The sequence below is a fragment of the Kitasatospora sp. NPDC059646 genome (genome assembly GCF_042734615.1).
Taxonomy (GTDB): domain Bacteria; phylum Actinomycetota; class Actinomycetes; order Streptomycetales; family Streptomycetaceae; genus Kitasatospora.
On sequence record NZ_JBHWDS010000095.1, the window covers coordinates 1 to 11,797 of the forward strand.

General features: G+C 73.8%; 5 protein-coding genes, 1 rRNA gene and 1 pseudogene. 6 read left to right on the forward strand and 1 reads right to left on the reverse strand.

Translation table 11 applies throughout. The features are described 5' to 3' along the window. From rrf to ACFV1L_RS35835, 6 genes are all read left to right on the forward strand, one after another. A 5S ribosomal RNA gene (gene rrf / locus ACFV1L_RS35810) occupies positions 1–87 on the forward strand; the annotation flags it as partial. Positions 88–299: 212 nt separating this feature from the next. Continuing rightward, positions 300–3,632 carry an FtsX-like permease family protein gene (locus ACFV1L_RS35815; RefSeq protein WP_380374356.1) on the forward strand — a complete coding sequence of 1,111 codons (3,333 nt, stop codon included), beginning with the start codon at positions 300–302 and terminating at the stop codon, positions 3,630–3,632. After that, positions 3,629–6,550 (forward strand): hypothetical protein, encoded by a 2,922-nt coding sequence (locus tag ACFV1L_RS35820; RefSeq protein WP_380374359.1) that lies wholly within the window; start codon positions 3,629–3,631, stop codon positions 6,548–6,550. Before ACFV1L_RS35815 ends, ACFV1L_RS35820 begins: the two co-directional genes overlap by 4 nt. A 147-nt stretch (positions 6,551–6,697) precedes the next feature. Continuing rightward, positions 6,698–8,938, forward strand: a complete 2,241-nt coding sequence (locus tag ACFV1L_RS35825) for an ATP-dependent RecD-like DNA helicase (protein WP_380374361.1) — start codon at positions 6,698–6,700, stop codon at positions 8,936–8,938. 186 nt (positions 8,939–9,124) lie between these two features. Further along, positions 9,125–10,414 (forward strand): citrate synthase, encoded by a 1,290-nt coding sequence (locus ACFV1L_RS35830; RefSeq protein ID WP_380374364.1) that lies wholly within the window; start codon positions 9,125–9,127, stop codon positions 10,412–10,414. A gap of 461 nt (positions 10,415–10,875) precedes the next feature. Next, on the forward strand, positions 10,876–11,595 hold the full coding sequence (locus ACFV1L_RS35835; RefSeq protein WP_380374366.1) for an SDR family NAD(P)-dependent oxidoreductase: 720 nt from the start codon (positions 10,876–10,878) through the stop codon (positions 11,593–11,595). A 22-nt stretch (positions 11,596–11,617) separates the two neighbouring features. Here ACFV1L_RS35835 and ACFV1L_RS35840 read toward each other — a convergent pair. Next, positions 11,618–11,797: pseudogene (locus ACFV1L_RS35840) on the reverse strand (haloacid dehalogenase); the annotation flags it as partial.

Consider the following 11,797-nt stretch of genomic DNA (forward strand, 5'->3'; position numbering starts at 1 on the left):
GGTTACATTCCGAACCCGGAAGCTAAGCCTCACAGCGCCGATGGTACTGCAGGGGGGACCCTGTGGGAGAGTAGGACGCCGCCGAACAATTATTCTGGGAAAGCCCTCCGCCTCACGGCGGGGGGCTTTCTCGCGTTTCCGGAGCTTTTTCGCCGGCACCCGTGGAACGACGGACCGTTCCGCCGCAGAACGAGTCCGGTCCGTGATCGCCGGGTTGTTGTCTGGGTGGGGTGTTGACGGCAGACTGCCCGTCACAAGATTGGTCCAGACCATCGGCGGGCGGAAGGACTTCGGGGGACATGGGGTCGGACGGGTGGGGTGTGCCCGCGGGGGTGCGGCGGGCGGGGCAGCACGGGGTGGTGCTGGGGGCCGCAGCGGTCACGGTGCTGGTGGCGGTGGCGGTGCTGGCCGCGCTGACGGCGTTGACGGGGAGTGCGGTGACGCAGGGGATGCGGCACCGGCTGGCGGCGGATGAGCGGCTGTCGGTGTCGGTGTCGGGGCGGTACGCCGAGGGCGGGGACGTGGCCGCGGATCCGCAGGTGCGGGCGGCGTTGCACCGGGCGTTGCCGGGGATGCGGGCGGAGATCGACCAGGTGTGGCACGGGTCGATGCCGTTGCGGACGCCGTTGCCGAAGGCGGCGGGGGCGGAGACCTCGTCGCTGGGCCTGGCGGTGGTGCCGTTGGCGGTGGCGGAGCCGCAGCGGGTCGCGGAGTTGGCGCAGGGGGCGTGGCCGACGGGGTTGGAGCAGGTGGCGCTGTCGGAGAGCGCGGCGCGTTGGCTGGCGGTGTCGCCGGGGGCGAGGGTGTCGTTGGCGCTGTCCGGAGGCGGGGTGCTGTCGGTGACGGTGAGCGGCGTGTACCGGGAGCTGCCGGGGGCCGAGCGGTGGTGGCGGGCGTGGGGTGCGTCGTCGTCGGTGGATTCGCCGGCGGGGTTGGCGCTGGCGTCGCAGGAGTTGCTGCGGACGCATCCGCTGCTGCACGACCAGGTGGACGTGGAGTGGACGGCGGTGCCGGAGCCGGGGCAGTTGCGGCCGGAGGGGCTGGGGCTGCTGCGGGAGCGGGTGGAGCGGTTGACGGGGGGTGACGCGTCCCGTGCGGTGTTCCGGGGGGCGGAGCCGTCGTTGCAGGGGGTGCGGGCGGTGAGCGACCTGCCGGCGGCGTTGAACGATCTGCGGTCGCCGATGATGGTGGCGCGGTCGGGGATGCTGGTGCCGGTGACGATGCTGGCGGTGCTGTCGGCGGTGACGATGGTGCTGACGGCGCGTCAACTCACGGAGTTCCGGCGGGCGGAGCTGCTGTTGCAGTTGGCGCGGGGTGCGGGCCGGACCAGGTTGCTGGGTGGGGCGGCGCTGGAGTGGGCGCTGTGCACGGTGCCCGCGGCGCTGCTGGGGGTGGGGGTCGCGGGGCCGTTGCTTCGGGTGCTGGAGCGGCTGGGGCTGCCGGTGGAGGGTGCGGCCGCGGAGGCGGCGGGTGCGGCGGCGTGGGCGGTGGCCGGGGTGGCGTTGGTGCTGCACGGTTGTGCGGCGCTGCTGCCGGTGGTGTGGACGGCGGACGGCGGTGAGCGGGAGACGCCGTCGCGCAGTCCGCGGAGGGCGGTGGCGCAGCGGGCCGGGGCGGACCTGGTGCTGGCGGCGGTGGCGGTCCTGGCGTACTGGCAACTGCGGCAGTACGAGGGCTTGTTGAGTCCGGCGTCGAGTGCGGTGGGGTTCGATCCGGTGCTGGTGGCGGCTCCGGTGGTGATGACGGTGGCGGCGGCGTTGCTGTTGCTCAGGTTGTTGCCGCCGTTGGGGCGGGCGTTGGAGTCGTTGGCGCGTCGTGGTCGGGGTCTGGTGGCTCCGTTGAGCGGGTGGCAGGTGAGTCGTGGCCGGGCGGGTCAGGCGGCGCCGGTGCTGTTGATGGCGTTGGCGCTGGCGGTGGGGGCGTTGACGACGACGGCGGTCGCGGGGGAGGGGACGAGTGACCGGGATCGGGCGGCGTTCGATCTGGGGGCGGATCTGCGGGTGACGGGCGGTGAGTTGCCGTCGGGGGTGCGGCGGGCGGCGCTGGCCGGGATTCCGGGGGTGGCGGCGGTGACGCCGGTGGCCTCGGTGGCGGGTCAGGTGCAGGGGGTGCAGCTGTCGGTGCTGGCGGTGGATTCGGCGGTGGTGCGGCCGTTGGCGACGCCGGAGCGGATGGCGTCGGGGGCGTGGGTGCATGCGGTGCCGGCCGTCCGGTCGGATCTGGAACGGGGCTCGCTGTCCCAGCAGTTGGCGCTGCTGCGGGGCGAGGTGCCGGTGCACGGGATGCCGGTGGCGGGGCGTCCGTCGGAGGTGCGGGTGCGGGTCGCGGTGTCGGCGGCGGACCGGGTGGGTCCGGTGTGGCTGGCGGCGCAGGTGGAGGATGCGAGCGGTCTGGTGACGGAGGTGCAGGCGGAGGTGACGGCGGACGGCGTGGCGCGGACGGTGTCGCTGCCGTTGGCGTCGGGGTCGTTGAACTACCCGTTGCAGGTCACGCAGTTGAGGTTGCGGAGTGCGGCGCGGGGCTTTCCGCGGGCGACGTTCGGGCTGACGGTGTCGGCGATCGAGGGGGCGTCGGTGCCGGCCGGGGCGCGCTGGGTGAACGTCACGCGCGGGGATGTCCGGGTGGGTGGCCTGGGGTGTCCGGGTGTGCCGGGCGGAGGTCAGGAGTCGCGGCGGATCGACGCGGGTGTGTGCGAGGTGTCGCAGCCGGGGGGCGGTCTGCTGTCGGCGGTGGTGCGCGGGGCGGACCCGGTGCAGGGCGGGGCGGTGGACGGGGTGGCGTTCGGGCTGGTGCCGGCGGGGACGCCGAAGCGGGTGCAGGGGATGCCGGTGGCCGGGTACGCGGTGCCGGCGCTGGTGAACGAGGCGTTCGCGCGGAAGGTCCGGTTCGGGATCGGTGGCGAGGTGCGGCTGATGGCCGGTGCTGAGGACCAGTTCGGGCTGCGGATCGTCGGCGTGCTGCCGGAGTTGCCGGGCGGGGGTGACCGGGAGTCGGCGCAGGTGCTGGTGGATCTGCCGGCGTTGTCGGCGGCGCGGGCCGGGCTGGGGTTGCCGCCGGTGTCGGACGAGGCGTGGCTGCTGGCCGCGGAGTCGAGGACGGGGATGGATCAGGCGGAGCGGGCGGTGGCGGCGGATCCGCGGCTGGGTCGGGTGGAGAGTGTCGGGTCGCGGGTGGCGGCGATGGCCGCGGACCCGTTCCGGTCGGGTCGGCGCAGTGCGCTGGTGCTGTCGTTGGCGTTGTCGCCGGTGTTCGCGGTGGCCGGGTTCACGGTGCACGCGGTGGGTTCGGCGCGGTCGCGGCGGCGGGAGTTCGCGGTGCTGCGGGCGATCGGGGTGCGGCGCCGGCAGTTGGCCGGGGTGTTGCGGCTGGAGCAGTTGGCGGTGGTGGGTTTCTCGGTGCTGTTGGGCGGGGCGCTGGGGGTGGGGCTGGCGGCGGTGGTGCTGCCGTTGATCGTGGTCGACGGCGGTGGGCGGGCGGTGTTCCCGGCACTGGAGTTGACGGTGGGTTGGGGGTGGGCGGCGCTGGTGGTGCTGGCGACCGGGCTGGGGGTCGGCGCGGTGGTGCTGGTGCTGTCGCGGGTGCTGGCTCGGGTCGATCTGGCGCGTGAGCTGCGGGCGGGGGAGAGCGGATGAACGGGCGCGGCGGGTTCGGGGGTTGGCGTCCGGCGCTGCGGGAGGCCCGGACGGGGTGGCCGGTGCTGGTGGTGCTGGCTGGCCTTTCGGTGGTGCTGACGGTGGCGACGCTGCTGTGGCCGCCGGTGTTCGACGACCTGTCGACGAAGGAGTTGGGCCGCCGGTTGGCCTCGGCGCAGGCGGACGGTCCGCTGGTGACGGCGCGGGCGACGCTGAGGGCGCCGCGGGACTTCTCGGGGGCGTCCACGGCGCCGCAGTTCGGAACGGTGGACAGTGACCTGTCGCGGGTCGGGGAGGAGTTGCGGCAGGGTGCGTCGGGGGAGTTGGCGCACGCCCTGGTGCGGGTGTCGGGTTGGGCGGAGAGCAGCGGTCTGGAGCTGTCGGGGGCGGGCGTTGCCCGGCCGCACGGCAATGCCGGGTCGGTGTCGCTGGTGTACGCGCAGGATGCTGCGGACCGGGTGCGGTGGGTGGGTGGCCGGGCGCCGGGCCGACCGGATGCGGCGAAGGAGGCGCCGATCGAACTGGCGCTGTCGCGCAGGGGGTTGGAGCGGTTCGGGCTGGCGGTCGGTCAGCAGGTGCTGCTGTCCGGGCCGACGGGCGCGACCGGGGCACTGGTGGTCGGCGAGTTCGAGCCGCTGGACGGCGCGGACCGGCTTTGGCGTCAACTTCCGCTGTTGAACGAGCCGTTGGATGCGGCGGTGCCGAGCGGGTACGTCCGGTACGGGCAGGCGATGGTGGCGCCGGCGGGGCTGGAGGCGCTGGAGGCGCGCGGTTCGTTGTCGGTGGCGGCGACCTGGACGTTCGGGGTGGCGGAGCAGCCGTGGGGGAGCGGCGGCACGGCCGCGGGGGTGCGGGATCTGGTGGCCGGGGCGCGGGGGTTCACCCGTGCGGCGGTGGACCGGGTGTGCGGCGAGATCGTGTCGGACGCGATGCCGTGTTCGGCGGGGGTGCGGACGGTGACGCCGCCGCAGGTGCAGCAGCGCCTGTCGGTGGTGGTGGAGCGGTTCGCGGAGCAGCGGGCCCGGACGGTGTCGCTGCAGTCGTTCGCGCTGGCCGGGCTGCTGGCGATCGGGGTGTCGACGGCGGTGGCCGCGGCACGGCTCGGGGCGCGGCGCCGGGAGGGGGCGCTGGCGCTCCAGCGGGCGCGCGGGGCGGGGGAGCCCGCGCTGGCGGCGGTGCGGCTGCTGGAGGCCGTTCCGGCGGTCCTGGCGGGGGTGCTGGTGGGGCGGCTGGTGTCCGGATCGCTGGTGGGGGAGCGGCCGTTGGGCGGTTGGTGGCCGGCGGTGGCGGCGGCCGTGCTGGTGGCGGGTGCGCCCGCGGCGGCGGTGTGGTGGCTGGGCCGGGCGGCCCGTCGGGCGGGCCGGGAGCCGGTGCGGCGGCGGGGCGTCAGGCGGGTGCGGGGCCTGTCGGGGCGGCTGGCGGTGGAGGCCGCGGTGCTGGTGCTGGCGGGCGCGGGCGTGCTGCAGTTGCGGCTGCGCGGTGCGGTGCCGCCGGGGACGGCCGAGCCGGATCCGCAACTGGCGCTGGTTCCGGTGGTGCTGGGTCTGGCGGCGGTGGTGGTGCTGCTGCGGGTGTACCCGGTGCCGCTGCGGGCGCTGACGGGGTGGGCGCGGCGGCGGCGCGGCACGGTGGCGCTGGTGGGCCTGTCGCAGGCCGGGCGGCGTTCCGCGGCGGCGGCGACGGCGCTGCTGGTGCTGGTGCCGGCGCTGTCCTGCGCGGTGTTCGGCGCGCTGGTGTCGGGGACGGTGCGGCACGGCCGGCTGGAGGCCGCCGAGTGGCGCACGGGCGGTGACGCGGTCGTCCTCGGGCCCTCCCAACGACCGCTCCCGTTGGAGGAGTTGGCGAAGGTCCCGGGGGTCGGCGGGGTGCTGCCGGTGCGCGGCGGGGTGGCGGCGTTGACGTCGGACGAGGACGGCGCGGTGGTCAAGGGGGTGGGTCTGGTCGGGGTCGACCAGGCGGTGCTGGCCGGGCTGGAGCCGGGCTCCCCGGTGGCGGCGGCGCTGTCCGCCGCGGGTCTGTCCGCGCCGCTGGTGGCGGGTGCGGAACTGCCCGCGCTGGCCGATGCGCGGACCGCGGCGCGGTTCCCCGACGGGTCGTTCGACGCGGACGCCGGGGCGTCCAGGTTCCGGGTCCGGATCGTCGGCGTGCTGCCCGCCGGGGCGGAACGGGACCGGGCGATCGGCCCGGTGGTCGGTGAGGTCGGCGGCGGGCCGCTGCTGGTGTTCGGCGGGCCCGCCGCGGAGCGGCTGCCGAAGCAGACCGGGCAGCGCAACGCCGCCGTGCTGTTCTCCGCGCCCGGGCGGCCCGGGTCGGTGGCCGGCGCGCAGCGGATCGACGGGGCCCGGCTGCGGGCGGTGGTGGCGGCGTCGGCGGCGACTGCGGGCGCGGGCGGCGCGGGTGCGGCGGGCGGTGCGGTGCTGCGCGGCGCTCCGGTCGAAGTGCGGGACCTGGCGGGGGAGTTGGCGGATTCCGCGGACGACGGCCTGGTCGCCGCGCTGGAGTTGGCGTTCCGGACGGCGGCGGCGGTCGGCCTGCTGCTGGGGCTCGCCGCGGTGGTCCTGGAGCTGCTGCTCGGCTCCGCCGAGCGGGGCAGGATGCTCGCGTACCTGCGCACGCTGGGGCTCGGCGCGCGGGCGGCGGCGGGCGTCCAACTGGTGCAGCTGCTCCCGGTGATGGCGGCGGCGGTGATCGGCGGGACGGTGCTCGGGCTGGGTCTGCCGTGGCTGCTCGGCCCGGCGCTGGAGCTGCGCGCGTTCACCGCGGGCCCGGGCGCTCCGGCGTTCGCGCCGGACTGGGCGTCGATCGCCGCGGCCGCCCTGGCGCTGCTGGTCCTGGTGCCGTGCGCGGCGGCGCTGGAGGGGGTGACGGGGCGTCGGCGGGTGCCGCAGCTGCTGCGCCTCGGCGAGGGCGCGCAGTAGGCGGCCGGTGCCGGCGGGGTCGTGCGCGTTCGGCGTGCGGCCCCGTTCCGCTCGCCGCCGCGATGCTTCCGGAACGGCCTCGTCGTGTCGGTCGGGCGGAGTACCTTTCCTCGCGGCGGTGTGTCCTGATTGCGGGTGAGGTGTCCGGTGCAGCTGGCGCAGGTGGAGGGGGTCCTGGAGCGGATCACGTACGCCAATGAGGAGACGGGGTACACGGTCGCGCGGGTGGACACCGGGCGGGGTGCGAACGACCTGCTGACGGTGGTGGGGGCGCTGCTCGGGGCGCAGGTGGGGGAGAGCCTGCGGCTGTTCGGGCGGTGGGGCTCGCATCCGCAGTACGGGCGGCAGTTCACGGTGGAGAACTACACGACGGTGCTGCCGGCCACCGTGCAGGGCATCCAGCGGTACCTGGGCTCGGGGCTGATCAAGGGGATCGGGCCGCGGTTCGCGGAGCGGATCGTGGAGCGCTTCGGGGTGGAGACCCTGGAGGTGATCGAGAACGAGCCGAAGCGGCTGATCGAGGTGCCGGGCCTGGGGCCGAAGCGGACGAAGATGATCGCCAAGGCCTGGGAGGAGCAGAAGTCCATCAAGGAGGTGATGGTCTTCCTGCAGAGCGTCGGGGTGTCGACGTCGCTGGCGGTCCGGATCTACAAGCAGTACGCGGACGCGTCGATCGGGGTGGTGAAGAACCAGCCGTACCGGCTGGCGGCGGACGTGTGGGGCATCGGGTTCCTGACGGCGGACCGGATCGCGCAGGCGGTGGGGATCCCGCACGACTCGCCGGAGCGGGTGAAGGCGGGCCTGCAGTACGCACTGTCGCAGTCGACCGATCAGGGGCACTGCTACCTGCCGGAGGAGCGGCTGATCGCGGACGGCGTGAAGCTGCTGCAGGTGGACGTCGGGCTGGTGATCGACTGTCTGGCGGAGCTGGTCGCGGCGGAGGGGGTGGTGCGTGAGCGGCTGCCGGGCGGGGACGGGCAGGAGGTCACGGCGGTGTACCTGGTGCCGTTCCACCGGGCGGAGATCTCGCTGGCGGGCCAGCTGCTGCGGCTGCTGCGGGCGGAGGAGGACCGGCTGCCGTGGTTCCGGGGCGTGGACTGGCCGGCCGCGCTGGGCTGGCTGGCGAGCCGGACGGGCGCCGAACTCGCCCCGGAGCAGGAGCAGTCGGTGCGGCTCGCGCTGACCGAGAAGGTCGCGGTGCTGACCGGCGGGCCGGGCTGCGGCAAGTCGTTCACGGTGAAGTCGATCGTGCAGCTGGCGCTGGCGAAGCGGGCGAAGGTGGTGCTGGCGGCGCCGACCGGGCGGGCGGCGAAGCGGCTGGCGGAGCTGACCGGCGCGGAGGCGTGCACGGTGCACCGGCTGCTGGAGCTGAAGCCCGGCGGGGACGCCGCGTACGACCGGGACCGGCCGCTGGACGCGGACCTGGTGGTGGTCGACGAGGCGTCGATGCTGGACCTGATCCTGGCGAACAAGCTGGTCAAGGCGGTCGCGCCGGGGGCGCACCTGCTGTTCGTGGGGGACGTGGACCAGTTGCCGTCGGTGGGCGCGGGCGAGGTGCTGCGCGACCTGCTGTCCGCCGGGAGCCCGATCCCGTCGGTGCGGCTGACCCGGATCTTCCGGCAGGCCCAGCAGTCGGGCGTGGTGGTGAACGCGCACCGGATCAACGAGGGCCTGCCGCCGCTGACCGACGGCCTGCCGGACTTCTTCCTGTTCGCGGAGGACGACGCGGAGCGCGCGGCCGGCCTGACGGTGGACGTGGTGGCCCGCCGCATCCCGCAGCGCTTCGGCCTGGACGCGCGGCGCGACGTCCAGGTGCTGGCGCCGATGAACCGCGGCCCGGCGGGGGCGGGGGCGCTGAACACGCTGCTCCAGTCGGCCGTCACCCCGGCCGGTGAGGGCGTGCCCGAACGCCGCTTCGGCGGGCGGACGTTCCGGGTCGGCGACAAGGTGACGCAGATCCGCAACAACTACGAGAAGGGGCGCAGCGGCGTCTTCAACGGCACGGTGGGCGTCGTGACCTCGCTCAGTGTGGACGACCAGCGACTGACGGTGCTGACCGACGAGGACGAGGAGGTGCCGTACGACTTCGACGAGCTGGACGAGCTGGCGCACGCGTACGCGGTGACGATCCACCGTTCGCAGGGCAGCGAGTACCCGGCGGTGGTGATTCCCGTCACGACGTCGGCGTGGACGATGCTCCAGCGCAACCTGCTGTACACCGCGGTGACGCGGGCGAAGAAGCTGGTGGTGCTGGTGGGGTCCCGGAAGGCGATCGGACAGGCGGTGCGGGCGGTGAGCGCCGGCCGGCGGCACTCCGCGCTGGACCACAGATTGGCTGCCGGGCGTGGTTCAGGAGGTACGGTACGTTCAGAGGTTGTCTTGACGTGAAGAGATTTAGGGCGGAACCTGGTCTGGTGCCGATCTTGTCCGGTTCACACCGGCTGCGGCAGCAGAGTTTGTAGGCCCTGGTCCTTTCCGGGGTCACCCCCGGGTGCGCGGCCGTCCTTCGGGTGGGGGATCGTTGAGACAGTCAGGGCAGTCGGATGAGGATCAAATTTCGTCGGTGAGGAAGACGTGAGCGACAAATCGGTAGTACTGCGGTACCAGGACGGCGAGTACGAGTACCCCGTCGTCGAGAGCACTGCGGGCAACGCCGGCTTCGACATCTCGAAGCTGCTTCCGCAGACCGGCCTGGTCACCCTGGACAACGGTTTCGGCAACACCGCCGCCAACAAGTCCGCGATCACCTTCATTGACGGTGACGCCGGAATCCTGCGCTACCGCGGCTACCCGATCGAGCAGCTGGCCGGTGAGGCCAACTTCATCGAGACCGCCTACCTGCTGATCAACGGTGAGCTGCCGAACGCCGAGCAGCTGTCGGCGTTCAGCACCGAGATCACCCAGCACACCCTGCTGCACGAGGACGTCAAGCGCTTCTTCCAGGGCTTCCCGCGGGACGCGCACCCGATGGCGATGCTGTCCTCGGTGGTCGGCGCGCTCTCCACCTTCTACCCGGAGAGCCACAACCCGTTCGACGCGGCCCAGCGCCACCTGTCGACGGTCCGCCTGCTGGCGAAGCTGCCGACGATCGCGGCGTACGCGTACAAGAAGGCGATGGGCCAGCCCTTCGTCTACCCGCGCAACGACCTCGGCTACGTCGAGAACTTCCTGCGGATGACCTTCGCCGTCCCGGCCGAGGACTACGAGCTGAACCCGGTCGTGGTCAACGCCCTGGACAAGCTGCTCATCCTGCACGCCGACCACGAGCAGAACTGCTCCACCTCGACGGTGCGCCTGGTCGGCTCCTCGCACGCCAACCTGTTCGCCTCGATCTCGGCGGGCATCTCGGCGCTCTGGGGCCCGCTGCACGGCGGCGCCAACCAGGCCGTCCTGGAGATGCTGGAGCAGATCAAGAACGACGGCGGCGACGTCGACGCCTTCATCCGCAAGGTGAAGAACCGCGAGGACGGCGTCAAGCTGATGGGCTTCGGCCACCGCGTCTACAAGGCGTTCGACCCGCGCGCCGCGCAGGTCAAGGTGCTCGCCCACGAGGTGCTCGGCCAGCTCGGCAAGTCCGACGAGCTGCTGGACATCGCCCTCAAGCTGGAGGAGCACGCGCTCAAGGACGACTTCTTCGTCTCGCGCAAGCTGTACCCGAACGTGGACTTCTACACGGGTCTGATCTACCGCGCGATGGGCTTCCCGACCAGCATGTTCACCGTGCTGTTCGCGCTCGGCCGGCTCCCCGGCTGGATCGCCCACTGGCACGAGATGATCAAGGACCCGACCAGCCGGATCGGCCGCCCGCGGCAGATCTACACCGGCGTGGAGATCCGCGACTACGTGCCGCTCGACGCCCGCTGAGCGAACCTCGGCAGTACGAAGGGGCCCGGCCCCGCCACCCGATGAGGGGGCGGGGGCCGGGCCCCTTCGCAGCTGCCGAGGTGGGGCGCACGGCGCCCGGGACGACCCCGGGTGGGGAACGGCCGCTCAAAGCATCCCCGGGCTCCCGGATCCGGCCCGGCGCCGTGCGCGAGGACCGTCGACGAATCGACGACCCGTCGGGGCCCGCCGGAGCCCCGCTCTACAAAAGGTAAGACGTACCAGGGGGCGCAGAGTTACGCCAGGGGGGTGTGAGTTGCCTCTCTCCACTCTCCGTGTGCATCCGCGCACCCGTACGGCGGAGCGCATATCACACCGCACGCCCGGTGTGCGGCGTCACCCACCCCGCAGACACCGCAACCCAGCGTGATAGGAATCGTGGCAATCCGGTACGGACCGCCTGCCATCCGCTGAGCGGTGAACGGTCAGGGAGGGAGCGCGCTATGGCCAGGAACGTCGTCGTCACCGGTGGAGGCACCGGCATCGGCCTTGAGGTGGCCCGGCGCTTCGCCGACGCCGGCGAGCGGGTGGTGATCGTCGGCCGCCGTCCCGGGGTCCTCGACCACGCCGCCGCGGAACTCGGCCCCAACGTCACCCCGCTGGTGTGCGACCTCGCCGACCCGGACGCCGTGGAGGCCGCGCTGGACGCGCTGCCCGCCCGGATCGACGTACTGGTCAACAACGCCGGCAGCCGGGAGACCGTGTTCGGCGCCGGCCCGCACGCCGTGCTGGCCCGCTGGCGCGGCGACTTCGAGCGCAACGTGCTGACCGCCGTGCTGCTCACCGAGTCCGTCCGCGACCGGCTCACGCCCGGCTCCGGCCGGGTCATCACCGTCTCCTCGATCGCCGCCCTGCGCGGAGCCGGCTCCTACGGGGCGGCGAAGGCCTCGCTGCACGCCTGGAACCACTTCCTGGCCGCCCAGCTCGGCCCGTCCGGCATCACCGCCAACATCGTCGCCCCCGGCACCGTGGCGGGCACCGAGTTCTTCGGGCCGCGCCTGGACGAGGCGGAGGTCGCCCGCCGCTCGGCGCGCACCCTGCTCGGCCGGATCGGCGAGTCCGGCGAGGTCGCCGCCGCCGTGTGCTTCCTCGCCTCCGCGGAGGCCGGGTTCATCACCGGCGAGATCCTGCACTGCAACGGCGGCGAACTGCTCGGCCGCTGACCGGCGGGTCGCCGACGGCCCGTCAGGACTGCCGGAACCTGCGCAGCCGCAGGCTGTTGGTGACCACGAAGACCGAGGAGAAGGCCATCGCGGCGCCGGCGATCATCGGGTTGAGCAGGCCGGTCGCGGCCAGCGGCAGGGCCGCCACGTTGTAGGCGAAGGCCCAGAACAGGTTGCCCTTGATGGTGGCCAGGGTGCGGCG

Coding starts and splice junctions, on each gene's coding strand:
- ACFV1L_RS35815 (WP_380374356.1), top strand. CDS start 300: ATGGGGTCGGACGGGTGGGGTGTGCCCGCGGGGGTGCGGCGGGCGGGG.
- ACFV1L_RS35820 (WP_380374359.1), top strand. CDS start 3,629: ATGAACGGGCGCGGCGGGTTCGGGGGTTGGCGTCCGGCGCTGCGGGAG.
- ACFV1L_RS35835 (WP_380374366.1), top strand. CDS start 10,876: ATGGCCAGGAACGTCGTCGTCACCGGTGGAGGCACCGGCATCGGCCTT.